The organism is Citrobacter braakii (assembly GCF_009648935.1).
Classification (GTDB): Bacteria; Pseudomonadota; Gammaproteobacteria; order Enterobacterales; family Enterobacteriaceae; genus Citrobacter; species Citrobacter braakii.
Window position 1 is genome coordinate 4,527,191 of sequence record NZ_CP045771.1, and the last position, 15,320, is coordinate 4,542,510.

The window sequence follows — 15,320 nt, forward strand, 5'->3', positions numbered from 1 at the left end:
ATGAAAACACTACAATCTGCCGCCATCGCGCCTCGCTCCACAGTCGCCTTCTCTCGGGAAAATATCCTGCTACTAATCCTAAAACTGCGCACTTTTATTGCACTGTTTTTAATCGTCGGGTTCTTTGCCTTCACCGTACCGGGATTTCTCTCTGGCGGCAGCATGGTCATTATGATCAAGCATATCGCCATTAACGCCTTTCTGGCGCTGGGGATCACGTTTGTCATTATTACCGCCGGGATTGATCTCTCAATTGGCGCTACGCTTGGGCTGTGCGGCATGGTCGCGGGATGGCTAATCACTAAAGGCATTGTATTGCCAATGTTCGGCATCGCAATTTTCCCCAGCGTCTGGGTGATTGTGCCTGTCGTCTTGTTGATTGGTGGGCTGATTGGCGCGGCGAATGGTTGGATCATCACCCACTATAACGTCGCACCGTTTATTTGTACGCTCGGAACCATGTACGTTTTGCGCGGGGCGGCGATGCTGACCTCCGATGGGCAAACCTTTCCCGGGCTTTCCGGCAATCCGCAGCTCGGCAATACCGGTTTTGATGAGATTGGTGCCGGTACACTGTTTGGGATTCCGTGGGCCATCTGGATGATGATTGTGCTGGCACTGGTCATTGCTTACGTCGCTCGTCGTCTACCTTTTGGTCGCCACGTTTACGCCATCGGGGATAACGAACGCGCTGCTGAGCTGTCAGGGGTAAAAGTAAAACAGGTGAAAATCTGGGTGTATACCCTATCCGGACTGTGTGCCGCGATTGCTGGAATTGTGGTCTCGGCACAGCTTTCCGCCAGCCATCCGGCCAACGGTACGGCATTTGAGATGAACGCCATTGCCGCAGTGGTTCTCGGCGGTACGTCACTGGCCGGTGGACGGGGCACGATTTTAGGCACGCTGATTGGCGCTTTCGTTATCGGTTTTCTGGCCGATGGTCTGGTGATGATGGGCGTCAGCGAGTTCTGGCAAATGGTGATTAAAGGTATCGTGATTATCGTCGCGGTCATCATCGACCAGATGCAAAACCGGATGCAGCAAAAAGCCGCGGTGGTAGCACAAAAGGCGGCGATGGAAAGCCAGTAATCCCCTCTGAAAAGTGTGATATGCACAACCAGACAGCTCCAGGGGCCTCCTGGGGCTGTCAATTGTTTAACTCACCGTGACATCACCCTTTCACCAGACTGCGGGCTGTCGGGTAGTCGGTGATCAATACGTCAATATAATTCCCCTGCAATGCCCCGCGTATCGCATTCTGTTTTTCCACACCACCAGCCAAAGCAATCACGTGGTTACACTCCCGGATCTGCGAAAGCTCCATTCCGATGACCGGGTCTTCCTCATGGCTGAGTACCGGGTTACCTGCTGCATCGTAATAATGCAGACAGATATCGCCTACTGCGCCGCGCTCGGCGAGCAGTCGCAACATTTCTTCGTTGTAGTAGTTGCCTGAGTTTTTCAGCAATTGAGAAGGCTCCAGTTCGCCAATACCGACAATTGCCACATCCACTTCAGCAAACTTTTCAACCACCGCGGCAACGTCAGGGCTGTTAACCAACCGTGTACGCTCTTCAACCGAATGCTCAATACTTTGTGAAGGCAGCAGCCAGGCCGGACAGCCAAGGTGCGCTGCCAACTGTTGCGTAAGAATCGTGGCTTGCACGTTACCATTCGGCCCTACGCCGCCCAGCAGTTGGATCACCCCTGCCGCACGGATATTTTGCGGGTGCATCTCATCGACCATACAGCGAATGGTGCTACTCCAGGAGGAAATTCCAACAAGGTCCTCGGCTCGCAAGCGGGTTTCAACGTAATGCGCCGCCGCACTGCCAATAGCATGCTTAATTTGCGTATTGCTGGGGTTGTCACCGACATCCACGACAATCGCCTGACGAATACCAAACTGCTCTTCAATGGCTTTTTCCAGCGCCACAAAGATATTGGTCGGCTGTACGACGGTGATTTTCACCAGCCCTTCTTTCTGACAACGCGTTAAAGCACGGGAGACAAAGGACTGCGACAAATGCAGCAGCGTGGCGATTTCAGACTGTTTTTTATTTTCGGCGTAGTAAAGCGTGGCAATCTTAACCAGCAACCGCTGTTCATCCTGCTTTGACATGGCATTCCCCCTGATAAACTGCCTGTTATTTTTATTCATACCTGAATAGATAACAAGTCATCAGTACCTTTCCAGTTATCACGTTAGTGTGATCCTTTTCTCTTTTCTCCAAAATTTGGTGGCACAAGCCGTAGACAAACCGCCAGACAAGGCATATCTTTAATCGTGAATAATAAATCAGTAGTGAATATTTATTCTAACCAATAACGACTGACTGTTTTATCTGCAGATTACGTAGTGGGTAGAGAGACAGTTGCACTACTGCACTCACATGGAATATTTATTCATTCAAGATTAAACATTCAAGAGGTATCTTATGAATCCGTTTTCGCTCTCAGTACCAGAGCTAGAAAAGAAAGCACGTGCCGTGCGTCGCCGCATTATCGTGTTGAATGCTGAAAGCCCGGCTGGCGGGCACACTGGCGCAGACCTGTCGCAGGTTGAACTGCTGACAGCACTCTATTTTCGCATCCTGAATTGCTCCCCGGAGATTAAAGAGAGCGACGAGCGCGATATCTACATCCAGTCAAAAGGTCACGCTGTGGGCGGTTACTACTGTGTCTTGGCAGAAGCCGGTTTTATTCCTGTGGACTGGCTGGCGACCTATCAACACGCTGATTCGCATCTGCCGGGGCATCCGGTAAAACATAAAACGCCAGGAATTGAATTGAATACCGGAGCTCTTGGTCACGGTCTGCCGGTTGCAGTAGGGATTGCGCTGGCGGCTAAACGCAGCAACAGCAAACGCCGGGTGTTTGTCGTCACCGGTGATGGTGAACTGGCCGAAGGCAGCAATTGGGAAGCAGCACTAGTCGCTGCCCACTATAAACTGGATAACCTGATTATCATCAACGACAAAAATAACCTCCAGCTTGCCGGATCAACCAAAGAGATCATGAACACCGATCCGCTGGATGAAAAATGGCGAGCCTTCGGTATGCAAGTCACAGAGTGTCGCGGGAACGATATGAGCGATGTGGTGCGCACGCTGGAAGGATTAACCCCTGAAGGCAAGCCATATGTCGTCATTGCACACACCACCAAAGGAGCTGGGATCTCTTTTATCCAGGGCCGCCCGGAATGGCACCACCGCGTGCCAAAAGGAGAAGAAGTTGAACTGGCGCTGGAGGAACTGAAAGATGCGTAATAGCGAACACCTCGCCACCGTCATGGTGAACACGTTAATTGCCGCGGTCAAACGTGGAATGGATGTTGTGCCGGTGGTGGCTGACTCAACATCAACAGCAAAAATCGCCCCATTTATGAAGGAATTTCCCGGTCGTCTGGTCAACGTGGGTATTGCCGAACAGACGTTGGTCGGTGCTGCTGCCGGACTGGCGCTGGGCGGTAAAATCGCCGTCACCTGTAACGCTGCGCCCTTCTTGATTTCACGGGCCAATGAGCAAATTAAAGTCGACATTTGCTACAACAATACCAACGTGAAGTTGATTGGCCTGAACGCAGGGGCCAGCTACGGACCGCTCGCCAGTACGCACCACAGCATTGATGATATTTCCGTGCTACGCGGTTTTGGCAATATTGAGATTTACGCCCCGTCCTGTCCGGTGGAATGCCGACAGATTCTCGACTACGCCTTAAGCCACATAGGTCCGGTTTATATTCGCCTGGATGGCAAAGCCTTACCCGAATTACACGACGAAAACTACCAGTTCGCGCCGGGTAATATCGATATTTTGCGCAAAGGAAAAGATGTCGCACTGGTGGCAATGGGCTCAACTGTGCATGAAATTGTCGAGGCTGCCACAGTGCTGAAACAGGCGGGTATTGACGCCAGCGTAATCAGTGTACCGTCAATTCGTCCCTGCAATACCCAACAGTTACTGGCAGCCTTAACCCACTGCAAGGCAGTGGTTAGCGTGGAAGAACATAACATTAATGGCGGCGTGGGAAGTCTGGTGGCTGAAGTGCTGGCAGAAGCTGGCTGTGCTATTCCACTGCGTAGATTGGGGATTGCCGATGGCCAATATGCAATCGCAGCCGATCGTGCAGCAACGCGCGCACGCCATGAAATTGACGCGGCGGGTGTCGTGAAAAACGCCACCGCACTGTTGCTGGCAACACGATAAAACAATAACAACAACAGAACACTTACTGGAGAAAGCGATGTCACGAATTCCTCATCAGTTGACCATGGCGGTGATTATTGGCAATCGGGGATTTTTCCCGAGCTATCTGGTTGCTGAAGCCCGCGAACAAGCCAGCGTGCTCTTTGAGCGGCTGGGCATTAACACCATAATGCTCAACGAAACGCAGACAGAACTCGGCGGTGTTGAAACCCGTCAGGATGCGAAAGTTTGTGCTGAACTTTTCCGCGCTCACCGCGACAAGATTCACGGTGTGGTGGTACTACTGCCGAACTTTGGCGATGAAAAAGCGATAGCGGAAACGCTGCGACTTTCCGGTTTAGATGTCCCGGTTCTGATCCAGGCGCAGGAAGACAACCTGGATAAAATGGGGCTTGCCACTCGCCGTGACAGCTTCTGCGGCAAGATCTCCCTGTGCAATAACATGCGCCAGTACGGTATACCGTTTACGCTAACCACCCAGCATGTCTGCGACCTGTCAGGCGAGGTGTTTGCACAAGACCTGAAACGTTTCGAACAAATCTGTCGCGTGGTCGCCAGCATGCGCGGAGTTCGCGTCGGCGCTATCGGCGCACGTCCAGCCGGGTTTAATACCGTCCGTTACAGCGAAAAATTGCTCGAAAGACTGGGTATTGCCGTCGAAACACTGGATCTGTCTGAAGTATTTACCCGCATCAAACGACTGCGCGACGACGATATCCGGGTGGATGAAAAACGCCGCCTGTTGATGGATAACGCCGACGCCAGCGCCATTCCAGCCGACAAACTGGTCACCATGGCAAAACTGTTTGTCGTTATCAGCGAATGGGTCATCGCTAATGATATTGATACGACTGCCATCCAGTGCTGGACATCGCTGCAGGAAAATTTAGGCATCAACGTGTGCTCAATCATGAGCGTGATGTCCGGGCAGTTAATGCCCAGTGCCTGCGAAGTGGATGTGATGGGCGCGTTGTCAATGTACGCCCTCGCCAGCAGCAACTTAAGTCCAGCATCCATTGCCGACTGGAACAATAATTTCGGCGATGATCGTGATAAATGCGTTCTTTTTCACTGCGGTAATTTCGCATCAGCCAGTCTGGACAGCCCGAAGATGGGGACGGCGGATATCATCGGTACCACCGTCGGTAAAGAGAACACCTGCGGTGCAGTTCATGGTCGTATGAAAAGCGGTGCCTTGACCTACTTCCGCCTGAGTACCGACGATTTAACCGGCGAAATCAAAGCCTACGTCGGCGAAGGGCTATCGGTTGACGATCCGCTGGACACTGTCGGCTGCCGAGCGGTAATCCAGGTGCCTCATCTGGAGAACCTACTGGCCTGGATTTGTCGTAATGGCTTTGAGCATCACGTGGCAATGAACCATTCCGCCAGCGCAGAGGTACTGCATGAAGCTTTCACCCGCTATCTCGGGGTGGATACCTTTTTCCATCGCTAATACTCAGGGAAACCGAAGGGCTGGAGAAAACAATGTCAGCACAAAAAGACATTATTATTGCGCTTGATGAAGGCACCACCAATGCCAAAGCCGTAGCGCTGGATGGTCAGGGAAACGTGGTCGCGAAGTTCTCCCGCGCGCTGGCGATCCACACGCCCCGTGAAGGCTGGGTTGAACAGTCAGGTGATGCACTTCTGGACGCATCGCTGGATGTTGTGGCACAAGCCATTGCCTGCGTCGGCGCACAACGCGTCGCAGCGCTGGCGATCAGCAATCAACGTGAAACGGCGATAGGCTGGTATCGTGCCAACGGTCGCCCTCTCGGCCCTGCTATCACCTGGCAATGTTCGCGCACGGCCGATTTTTGCCGTGCATTACGTGAACAGGGGCACGAGGCGTACATAAAATCCATCACCGGATTACCCGTTGCCCCACTTTTTTCCGCCTCTAAAATGCGCTGGCTGCTGGAGTCAGTCCCCAACGGTATGACGCTCGCACAGCAAGGGGAAATATGTCTCGGGACCATCGATAGCTGGTTACTGTGGAACTTAACGCACGGCAAGGAATTTCGTTGCGACATCTCCAACGCTTCACGCACGCAGTTGCTCAATCTCAACAGCGGACAATGGGATAGCGAGATGTTGGATCTATTCGGTATTCCGCAGCAGGCGTTACCCGAAGTTTGCCCTTCCAGCCACCATTTTGGCGTAACAAAAGGTCTGGAGAGGATACCTGATGGAATCCCTATTCTGGCGATGATTGGCGACTCTCATGCTGCGCTTTTTGCCCATGGGCTGGGTATGGAAGGCTGCGTCAAAGCGACCTATGGCACCGGATCTTCCGTTATGGCTCCCGTATTCTCGGCGCAGTCCGAGGTGAGCGCGCTGGCAACGACCATTGCCTGGCATGACGCTGACACCCTGGTCTACGGGCTGGAAGGTAATATTCCGCATACGGGAGATGCCGTCGCATGGATGGCCGATAGCACAGGTCTTAGCGAATTACCGGAAGAGCAACTGCTTCATGAGCTCAATACGCTGCCCGCCACGGTTGACTCCACGCTGGGCGTCTATTTTGTTCCGGCCCTTACCGGGCTGGGCGCGCCCTGGTGGGATGAAGATGCCCGGGGGTTGATTCACGGTCTCAGCCGCGGAGTGAAACGCGCACATCTGGTACGTGCGGCACTGGAGTCGATTACCTATCAGATTGCCGATGTTGTTTTAGCGATGCGCCAGCACAACGGTTTTCGACTCAGCGCGTTAATGGTTGATGGCGGGCCAACAAAAAATGACTGGCTAATGCAGTATCAAGCCGATTTATTGGGCTGTCCGGTGATGCGCAGCGATATCCCTGAACTTTCCGCTATCGGTGCCGGATTGCTGGCACGCAAGAAGCTGCAAGGTGCATCTACCAGCCAGTTGCGAGATTATCTGCCCGATCACGTATCGTTCCAGCCAAACATGGCGCGCCATGGGAGATTGCAAAAACGCTGGCATGAATGGCAAGGAGCCGTCGAACGCACCCGTTGGCAAACCCGTTAATAAATCAACGCTAATGATAAATGCGCCCGCAGCCATAACTGACTGTGGGCGCACTGTTAATTCTTCAAAAGCGAGCTACTGTTGCTGACACGCCGCCAGCGATCGGCGTTGCTGCCCTTTTTCATCGAAGTTATCGGCAGCCAGCCAGCGCTGCAAAACAGCGTCGCACTGGGGCCATTCGCTATCAATCATCGATAACCAGTCGCTGTCGCGATTACGCCCCTTGCGCACAATCTTCTGGCGAAAACGTCCTTCGAAGATAAACCCAAGGCGCTCCGCCGCCCGACGGGAAGCCGTGTTCAGAGAGTCACATTTCCACTCCACGCGACGATAGCCCAACGCAAACGCCTGGCGCAGCAACAGCCAGATGCTTTCGGTGCCGAGTACCGTATTTTTCATGCGCGGTGACCAGGTTACATGACCAATTTCAACCGAACCATGCTCCCGTTCGATCGCCATAAAACACACCAGTCCCACCGCACGACCGGAACGCTGTTCAATGACAGCATAGGGAACCAGAGATGCATCCGTGGATTTGCCCTCTACCCAGCAAGCTGTGGCCTCAACGCTCATGGGGCGAGAACTTGCAAGCCAGGTCCAGTCGCGATCGTCTGGCGCCTGCGCGTAAGCATCAAACAGATCGGCGGCATGGCTGTCGGCATCCAGGGGAACCAGTCGACAATATTGCCCTGCAAGTTCTTCCCGCGGCAGTACGGCTGCACCATTCCAGTCAGGCACAATATCGCCGACGGTCTGTCCATAAAGATTAATTTCCGGCACGATTCAACCCCTGTTGCGAAGTAAAAAATAGTTATAACACCGGCCATTTCGCCTTCAAAGCATCGCGGGGGGATTTCTGACATCGAACAGAAAATCAGCGGCCCTTCTATATGCAGCTTGCAAGATGACGCGTCTATACTGATTAAAAATCAACGCTGAAGAGAACACTATGTCCCTACCCGATTTTCATGTTTCTGACCCTTTTACGTTAGGCATTGAACTGGAAATGCAGGTGGTCAATCCTCCGGGCTACGACCTGAGCCAGGACTCTTCCCGACTGATTGACGCCGTAAAGCCGCAGCTCACCGCCGGAGAAGTAAAGCACGATATCACTGAAAGTATGCTGGAGATGGCGACCGGGGTTTGTCGCAATATCGACCAGGCGAGTGCTGAATTATCCGCCATGCAGCAGATAATCTCGCGGGTTGCTGCCGAGCATCACCTCGCCATCTGTGGCGGCGGTACGCATCCGTTTCAAAAATGGCAACGTCAGGAAGTCTGCGATGACGAACGCTATCGGCGCAACCTGGAAAATTTTGGCTATCTTATTCAGCAGGCGACGGTATTCGGCCAACATGTGCATATCGGCTGCGCAAACGGCGATGATGCTATTTACCTCCTGCACGGCCTGTCGCGATTTGTTCCCCATTTTATTGCGCTCTCTGCCGCCTCACCTTACATGCAAACGTCCGACACGCGGTTTGCCTGCGCGCGGCTGAATATTTTCTCCGGATTTCCCGATAATGGCCCGATGCCGTGGGTGAATAACTGGCAGGAATTTGAGGGGTTATTTCGTCGACTGGCTTACACCAGCATGATTGATAGCATTAAAGATTTACACTGGGATATCCGCCCCAGCCCGCACTTTGGTACGGTAGAGGTTCGCGTCATGGACACTCCGCTAACCCTTGAACACGCAGTCAATATGGCGGGACTTATTCAGGCTACCGCCCACTGGTTGCTCACTAAACGGCCATTCAAGCACCAGGAGCGTGATTACCTGCTGTATAAATTTAACCGTTTCCAGGCCTGCCGCTTTGGCATGGCGGGAATCATCACCGACGTTAATACCGGCGATGGGCACCGCCTGTCAGATGACACGCTACGGCTACTGGAGAATGTCGCCGCTTCTGCGGACAAAGTGGGCGCGACCAGCGCGATTAAATCCTTACGTCTGCAGGTTAAAAATGGTCATGATGAAGCGCAGAGCATGCGTGATTTTGTCGCCGATGGCGGATCACTAAGCGGTCTGGTGAAAAAACATTGTGAGATTTGGGCCGGGCTGTAAGCGTGGCGTTTGCGTTGCCCACAGAGATCCCGGACAATGGCTTTTTAACTCAAGTTTAACAATGCCATGAAACACCCGCTTGAATCACTGATGACCGCCGCAGGGATCCTGCTGCTGGCTTTTTTGTCTTGCCTGCTGCTGCCCGCCCCCTCACTGGGCATTGTGCTGGCGCAAAAACTCGTCGCCACCTTTCATCTAATGGATCTCAACCAATTTTATACTTTACTGTTTTGTCTGTGGTTTTTACTGCTGGGGGTGATTGAATATTTTGTACTGCGTTTTATCTGGCGGCGCTGGTTCTCGCTGGCGGATTAGGCCCGCGAGAACCCTTTGCCGTTAATGCGTTCGGCTATGATTTTCTTTGCGATACGCGCCCGGCGGCTGGCTGAACGTACGGGTGAAAATTCGCGTAAAGGTCTGCTGCGAATCAAATCCGTATTTCAAACAGATGTCATACACTTTCTGGTCGGTATCGCGTAGATCGCGCGCCGCCAATAGCAGCTTACGCTCGCGGATGTAGCGCCCGAGGCTTTCGCCTTTGTACTGCATAAAAAGACGCTGCAGGTGCCATTTGGAATATCCCGCATGGCGTGCAATATCATCAATGCGCAATGGCTGATTCAAATTATCATCAATCCATTCAACAATCGTATCAATGACCTGAGCAGAAATCGTCATCATGCTCTCCCCTGTATTCATTGAGTCGCCTGTTGCCACCAGGCCGTAAACGGTTGGTCCGGTTCGGACAGTATTACCGGTTCACCCAGCATTGGCGTCAGTAGTCGGTAATCCTGACGACGGCTGGCAAGCGCCAGTCGTTTGTAGGGATCATCCCAGGTATGTTTCGCCAGAACGAAACGGCCGGCATGCCCTGGCAACACGGCTTTCGCATGCAGATCGGCCGCGGCCTGCGCCGTCTCTTCAGGCATCATGTGAATAAACTTCCAGTCCTGGTCATATTGACCGTTCTCCATAATCGCCAAATCAACCGAGCCAAACTGCTCACCGATGGCTTTAAAATGCGGTCCATAGCCGGAATCTCCGCTGTAATAAACGTTCTGCTCCGGCGTTTCGAACATAAAGCTCGCCCATAGCGTCTGGTTGCGCTTGATACCGCGCCCCGAAAAATGACGAGCAGGCAGCACATGAACGATCAGCGAATCCGTCACTCTGACGGACTGATTCCAGTCCCGCTCTTCGATTATCTCGCTGCGCATCCCCCAGTAACGCAGATGCGACCCTACGCCGAGCGGCGTAATCACTCGCTTAATTTTCGGCATTAACGCCTTGATAGTGGCGAGATCCAGATGGTCATAGTGATCGTGCGAGATAATGAGCAGATCGATCTCCGGCATCGTCTGCGCAGTCCACGGATAATCCCCGGCAAAGGCTTTGTTCAGGAATGAAAACGGTGCGGCATAATTGCTAAATACCGGATCAATCAGGATACGTTGACCCGCCAGCTGCAAATACCATGAGGAGTGGCCCAGCCAGACCAGAGTATCCTGCTGTGGCGAAAGTCCGGCGAGATCGGTTGCCACCAGCGGTAACGGCTGCGCCGGGCGCGCATTATCACGCTTAGCGACCAGAAATTCCCACCAGGCCGCCAGCATGCCTTTGTTGCCGGTATAGCCCGGTGTCGGCACCTGGTTATGAAACTGTCCATCACGATAGTGAGGTGACTGTTCAACCAAACTCAGTTGTGCCCCTTGCGGGGCCTGACCAAACCCGGCATTGAGTACAAACGGTAAACTTGCAGCTGCGGCAATAAGCATAATAACAACCACACAAACTGTGAGACGCTTCATATCCTGACCTTAAACGCACCCCTTTCCGCTGGTTTGCGCGACTGACTCTTGATTATGAGTGAGTAAGCACTCATTATAGAAATCGAAAGTTCGCCGTCAAGATGATTTTCAATCTTTGACATTCGCCGTTGCGGTGCTGCAAAGGCCGTGATTCAATCATGTTTTTTACAGACTTAAGGGTAAAGTGTAGTGGCTCGTCCGAAGAGTGAAGACAAAAAACTGGCATTACTGGAAGCTGCAACCACAGCATTTGCACAATCAGGCATTGCGGCATCTACCGCCGTGATAGCCCGCAATGCAGGGGTTGCGGAGGGGACGTTGTTTCGCTATTTCGCAACCAAAGATGATTTGATCAACGAGCTTTACCTCTTTTTGAAGCAAGACCTTTGTCAGTCGATGATGGCAAATTTGGATCGATCGGTGACCGATGCCAAAACCATGACTCACTACATCTGGAACAGCTACATTAGCTGGGGCCTGAACCATACCTGCGGGCATCGCACGATTCGCCAGTTGGCCGTCAGCGAGAAAATCAGCAAAGAAACGGAACAGCAGGCTGACGATATGTTCCCGGAACTGCGCGATCTTTGTCATCGCTCCGTACGACCTGAGTTTATGTCTGACGAGTATCGCGCCTTTGGCGACGCGCTGTTTCTTTCTCTGGCAGAGACCACCATGGAGTTCGCCGCCCGCGACGCGGCTCGCGCAAAAGAATATATTTCGATGGGATTTGAGGCGATGTGGCGCGCACTCACCCGTGAGGAAAAATAATGGACGGCCAGACCTTACATGCCTGTGCAAAGCGCCTTGCGCTCGAACTGCCTTTTACCGAGCACTGCTGGCCATTCGGCCCGGAATACGATGTCTTCAAAGTCGGCGGCAAAATTTTTATGCTGGTCTCAGAGCTTCGCGGACGCCCGCTGGTTAACCTGAAAGCCGATCCGCAAAAGTCACTGTTAAACCAGCAGATCTACCCCAGCATTGAACCCGGCTATCACATGAATAAAAAGCACTGGATATCGGTCTACCCAGGCGACGACATTACCGAGTCATTACTGACGGAGTTGGTAAATGATTCATGGCATCGCGTCGTAGACGGCCTGGCGAAGCGGGATCAAAAACGCCTGCGTCCAGGTTGATTTATCGTTAACTCCGATAAGTGTTTTTGCATTTTCCTGTCTTATCTTTTTCTTGCTAACCCTGTACCCTGCTGAAACAAAACGCACCCGCAGGGTATGAAAAATCACCAGGAGTAGTTATGGATATTGTTTCTGTCGCCTTAAAACGTTACTCCACTAAGGCATTCGATCCGAATAAAAAACTGACCGCTGAGCAAGCCGAAAAATTAAAAACGCTGCTGCAGTTTAGTCCGTCCAGCACCAACTCTCAGCCGTGGCACTTTATCGTTGCCAGCACTGACGAAGGTAAAGCGCGCGTGGCGAAATCCGCAGCCGGCGGCTTTGTATTCAACGAACGTAAAATGCTGGATGCTTCCCACGTCGTGGTGTTCTGCGCCAAAACGGCGATGGACGATGCCTGGCTGGAGCGCGTGGTGGATCAAGAAGAGCGCGATGGCCGTTTCGCCACCCCTGAAGCCAAAGCCGCAAACCACAAAGGCCGTACTTTCTTTGCCGACATGCATCGCAAAGAGCTGAAAGATGACAACCACTGGATGGCAAAACAGGTGTATCTGAACGTCGGTAACTTCCTGCTGGGCGTGGCGGCGATGGGTCTGGATGCGGTGCCGATCGAAGGCTTCGATGCGGCGGTGATGGATGCAGAATTTGGCCTGAAAGAAAAAGGATTCACCAGCGTAGTTGTGGTCCCGGTGGGTCATCACAGCGTAGAAGATTTCAACGCCGCGCTGCCAAAATCTCGTCTGCCGCTGGAAACAACACTGACGGAAATTTAATCCCCCGCATTTGCATAAGCTCTACACAGCGGTCATCATAGACCGCTGTTTATTAAGGAGACGTTATGCAGGAATTGATATCTCAGGTAGAAGAACTCGGCATTGAAATAAATCACACCACCTCACTGGTGATGATTTTTGGCATTATTTTTATCACCGCCATTATTGTTCACGTTATTTTGCACTGGGTGGTATTACGCGCATTTGAAAAGCGCGCCAACGCCAGCTCCCGCCTGTGGCTACAAATCATCACGCAGAACAAGTTATTTCACCGGCTGGCATTCACCCTGCAGGGTATCATTGTCAATATACAGGCCGCACTCTGGTTACAGAAAGGCAGTGAAGCAGCAGAAATATTAGTAACCTGCGCACAGCTGTGGATCATGATGTACGCCCTGTTGTCCTTGTTTTCCCTGCTGGACGTCATTCTCAATCTGTCGCAAAAATTCCCTGCCGCATCGCAATTGCCGCTAAAAGGCATATTTCAGGGCATCAAGCTCATCAGCGCTATTGTCGTCGGAATATTGATGATTTCCCTGCTGATTGGTCAGTCACCGGCAATATTGATAAGCGGTCTGGGTGCCATGGCCGCCGTGTTAATGCTGGTGTTTAAAGATCCGATCCTCGGGCTGGTGGCCGGAATACAGCTTTCAGCCAACGATATGTTGAAGTTGGGTGACTGGCTGGAAATGCCAAAATACGGCGCAGATGGCGCGGTGATTGATATTGGCTTAACCACCGTAAAAGTGCGCAACTGGGATAACACCATCACCACTATCCCAACCTGGTCACTGGTATCGGACTCATTTAAAAACTGGAGTGGGATGTCGGCTTCCGGTGGGCGACGCATTAAACGAAGCATCAGCATTGATGCTACCAGCATTCATTTTCTTGATGAGGATGAGCGTCAGCGGCTGCATAAAGCGCACCTGCTGAAACCGTATTTGACCACGCGTCATCAGGAAATTAACGAGTGGAATCAGCAGTTAGATGCGCCTGAATCGGTATTAAACCACCGTCGGATGACGAATATTGGCACCTTCCGCGCCTATCTGAACGAATATTTGCGTCATCATCCGCGGATTCGCAAAGATATGACGTTAATGGTGCGCCAGCTTGCGCCAGACGATCACGGCTTACCGATCGAAATTTATGCCTTTACTAATACGGTGGTCTGGCTGGAATATGAAAGTATTCAGGCTGATATTTTCGACCATATATTCGCCGTGATCGAAGAATTTGGCTTGCGCATTCATCAGTCGCCCACCGGAAATGATATTCGCGCGCTGTCAGGCGCGTTTCAACGCTAAAGCTCAGGTACTGGCGCGTGAAATATAGCGCCAGTCCATCATCACCCTTTCCGTCTGCGCGTCAGGATTTTCTATTTTATTCAGCAGCAATCCTACCGCTTTGCGGCCTATATCCCGCGAGGGCTGCTCAATGGTCGAAAGCTGTGGGGAAACCATTTCTGCCAGTTCCGTACCGTCGAATCCCACGACGGCGATATCCTGCGGGATCTGTAATCCGGCATTGAAAATAGCACGCATCGCCCCAGCGGCCAGCGTGTCCGATACGGCAAACACCGCGTCGGGTTTCACCTCTGCGGCAAGCAATGTTTTCATCGCCGCAATTCCTGCGCTGGAACTTAATTCGCTGGCGTATTCTACGGCCTGATACTCAAGCGACAGCGCATGCAGCGCCGCTTTATAGCCACGTTCGCGCAACCGGGCGTATTTATAACTCAGATCATGATTGATTAGCGCAATGCGTCGATAGCCCTTTTCCACCAGGTGAGATATTACCGACTGCGCAGCGTCAACATCGTTAATCCCTACGCAGGAAACCGCGCCTTTATCAGCATATTCCGCGCACTGAACCCAGGGAGCGTCGCCAATCAGCGTGGTCAGTTCCGGTAATTTTGAGAATGCATCCATGGTGATAATGCCATCAACGATTTTCCCAGACAGCAGCTTTAGCGCCGATTTTGAGCGGGCGGTATCCGAGCCGGAATTACACAGCAAAATGCGATAGCCATTCTTTTCCGCCTCTTCTTCAATGCCTTTAACAACCTCTGCACAAAAAGGGTTGGCAATGTTGGAAACCATCACCAGAATCATCGAACTGCGTGCCGTACGCAGCTGACGAGCCAGCAGGTTGGGCTGATAATTGCTTTCTTTAATAGCCTGAAGCACGCGCTCGCGATTTTTGGCTTTGACGGTATCACTGTGATTCAGCACACGCGATACCGTCGCCACCGACACACCGGCAAGCTGGGCGATTTTTTGAATAGACATAACGACGACAAGTCCTGCGGTTTAGGCTTTAC

Annotated in this window: 16 protein-coding genes; 11 read left to right on the forward strand and 5 right to left on the reverse strand. The window is 52.3% G+C overall.

Going from position 1 to position 15,320, the window contains the following annotated elements; all coding sequences use genetic code 11:
* Window positions 1-1,089, forward strand: a complete 1,089-nt coding sequence (locus GFC06_RS21425) for an ABC transporter permease (RefSeq protein ID WP_016152183.1) — start codon at window positions 1-3, stop codon at window positions 1,087-1,089.
* An 82-nt stretch (window positions 1,090-1,171) separates the two neighbouring features.
* On the opposite strand, the gene GFC06_RS21430 is transcribed toward GFC06_RS21425, so the two are convergent.
* Window positions 1,172-2,122 carry a sugar-binding transcriptional regulator gene (locus GFC06_RS21430; protein WP_047358065.1) on the reverse strand — a complete coding sequence of 317 codons (951 nt, stop codon included), beginning with the start codon at window positions 2,120-2,122 and terminating at the stop codon, window positions 1,172-1,174.
* Window positions 2,123-2,438: 316 nt separating this feature from the next.
* Here GFC06_RS21430 and GFC06_RS21435 point away from each other — a divergent pair, with 316 nt between their 5' ends.
* The 4 genes from GFC06_RS21435 to GFC06_RS21450 are packed head-to-tail and all read left to right on the forward strand — an operon-like array spanning window position 2,439 to window position 7,206.
* The gene (locus GFC06_RS21435; protein ID WP_049282468.1) at window positions 2,439-3,269 is read left to right on the forward strand and encodes a transketolase; all 831 of its coding nucleotides are present in this window, start codon (window positions 2,439-2,441) and stop codon (window positions 3,267-3,269) included.
* The gene (locus GFC06_RS21440; protein ID WP_153690638.1) at window positions 3,262-4,209 is read left to right on the forward strand and encodes a transketolase family protein; all 948 of its coding nucleotides are present in this window, start codon (window positions 3,262-3,264) and stop codon (window positions 4,207-4,209) included. Before GFC06_RS21435 ends, GFC06_RS21440 begins: the two co-directional genes overlap by 8 nt.
* 37 nt (window positions 4,210-4,246) lie before the next feature.
* Window positions 4,247-5,665: an L-fucose/L-arabinose isomerase family protein gene (locus GFC06_RS21445; protein WP_047358063.1), complete on the forward strand. Its 1,419-nt coding sequence runs from the start codon at window positions 4,247-4,249 to the stop codon at window positions 5,663-5,665.
* 32 nt (window positions 5,666-5,697) lie between these two features.
* A complete protein-coding gene (locus GFC06_RS21450) occupies window positions 5,698-7,206 on the forward strand; it encodes an FGGY family carbohydrate kinase (protein WP_141874949.1) in 1,509 nt (502 codons plus the stop codon).
* Window positions 7,207-7,281: 75 nt separating this feature from the next.
* On the opposite strand, the gene GFC06_RS21455 is transcribed toward GFC06_RS21450, so the two are convergent.
* Entirely contained in the window at window positions 7,282-7,986 is a 705-nt protein-coding gene (locus GFC06_RS21455; protein ID WP_141874948.1) for a GNAT family N-acetyltransferase, read from the reverse strand.
* Window positions 7,987-8,155: 169 nt separating this feature from the next.
* Between GFC06_RS21455 and GFC06_RS21460 the strand changes: the two genes are divergently transcribed.
* Together GFC06_RS21460 and GFC06_RS21465 are read left to right on the forward strand one after the other, a co-directional pair.
* Complete coding sequence (locus GFC06_RS21460; protein WP_137367285.1) at window positions 8,156-9,274, forward strand: YbdK family carboxylate-amine ligase; 1,119 nt, start codon at window positions 8,156-8,158, stop codon at window positions 9,272-9,274.
* A gap of 66 nt (window positions 9,275-9,340) precedes the next feature.
* Window positions 9,341-9,589 (forward strand): DUF1158 domain-containing protein, encoded by a 249-nt coding sequence (locus GFC06_RS21465; protein WP_016152175.1) that lies wholly within the window; start codon window positions 9,341-9,343, stop codon window positions 9,587-9,589.
* Between the two features lie 21 nt (window positions 9,590-9,610).
* On the opposite strand, the gene GFC06_RS21470 is transcribed toward GFC06_RS21465, so the two are convergent.
* Both GFC06_RS21470 and GFC06_RS21475 read right to left on the reverse strand, forming a co-directional pair.
* On the reverse strand, window positions 9,611-9,952 hold the full coding sequence (locus tag GFC06_RS21470) for a RamA family antibiotic efflux transcriptional regulator (RefSeq protein WP_003021996.1): 342 nt from the start codon (window positions 9,950-9,952) through the stop codon (window positions 9,611-9,613).
* Between the two features lie 17 nt (window positions 9,953-9,969).
* Window positions 9,970-11,082, reverse strand: coding sequence for an MBL fold metallo-hydrolase (locus tag GFC06_RS21475; protein WP_016152174.1), 1,113 nt, complete (start codon window positions 11,080-11,082; stop codon window positions 9,970-9,972).
* Window positions 11,083-11,271: 189 nt separating this feature from the next.
* Between GFC06_RS21475 and GFC06_RS21480 the strand changes: the two genes are divergently transcribed.
* From GFC06_RS21480 to GFC06_RS21495, 4 genes are all read left to right on the forward strand, one after another.
* Window positions 11,272-11,853 carry a TetR/AcrR family transcriptional regulator gene (locus GFC06_RS21480; RefSeq protein ID WP_016152173.1) on the forward strand — a complete coding sequence of 194 codons (582 nt, stop codon included), beginning with the start codon at window positions 11,272-11,274 and terminating at the stop codon, window positions 11,851-11,853.
* The gene (locus GFC06_RS21485) at window positions 11,853-12,221 is read left to right on the forward strand and encodes an MmcQ/YjbR family DNA-binding protein (protein ID WP_016152172.1); all 369 of its coding nucleotides are present in this window, start codon (window positions 11,853-11,855) and stop codon (window positions 12,219-12,221) included. Before GFC06_RS21480 ends, GFC06_RS21485 begins: the two co-directional genes overlap by 1 nt.
* 119 nt (window positions 12,222-12,340) lie before the next feature.
* On the forward strand, window positions 12,341-12,994 hold the full coding sequence (gene nfsB / locus GFC06_RS21490) for an oxygen-insensitive NAD(P)H nitroreductase (RefSeq protein ID WP_153690639.1): 654 nt from the start codon (window positions 12,341-12,343) through the stop codon (window positions 12,992-12,994).
* Window positions 12,995-13,059: 65 nt separating this feature from the next.
* Window positions 13,060-14,304 carry a mechanosensitive ion channel family protein gene (locus GFC06_RS21495; RefSeq protein WP_153690640.1) on the forward strand — a complete coding sequence of 415 codons (1,245 nt, stop codon included), beginning with the start codon at window positions 13,060-13,062 and terminating at the stop codon, window positions 14,302-14,304.
* A 3-nt stretch (window positions 14,305-14,307) separates the two neighbouring features.
* Here GFC06_RS21495 and GFC06_RS21500 read toward each other — a convergent pair whose 3' ends face one another.
* The gene (locus GFC06_RS21500; protein ID WP_016155936.1) at window positions 14,308-15,288 is read right to left on the reverse strand and encodes a LacI family DNA-binding transcriptional regulator; all 981 of its coding nucleotides are present in this window, start codon (window positions 15,286-15,288) and stop codon (window positions 14,308-14,310) included.
* Between the last annotated feature and the right edge of the window lie 32 nt (window positions 15,289-15,320).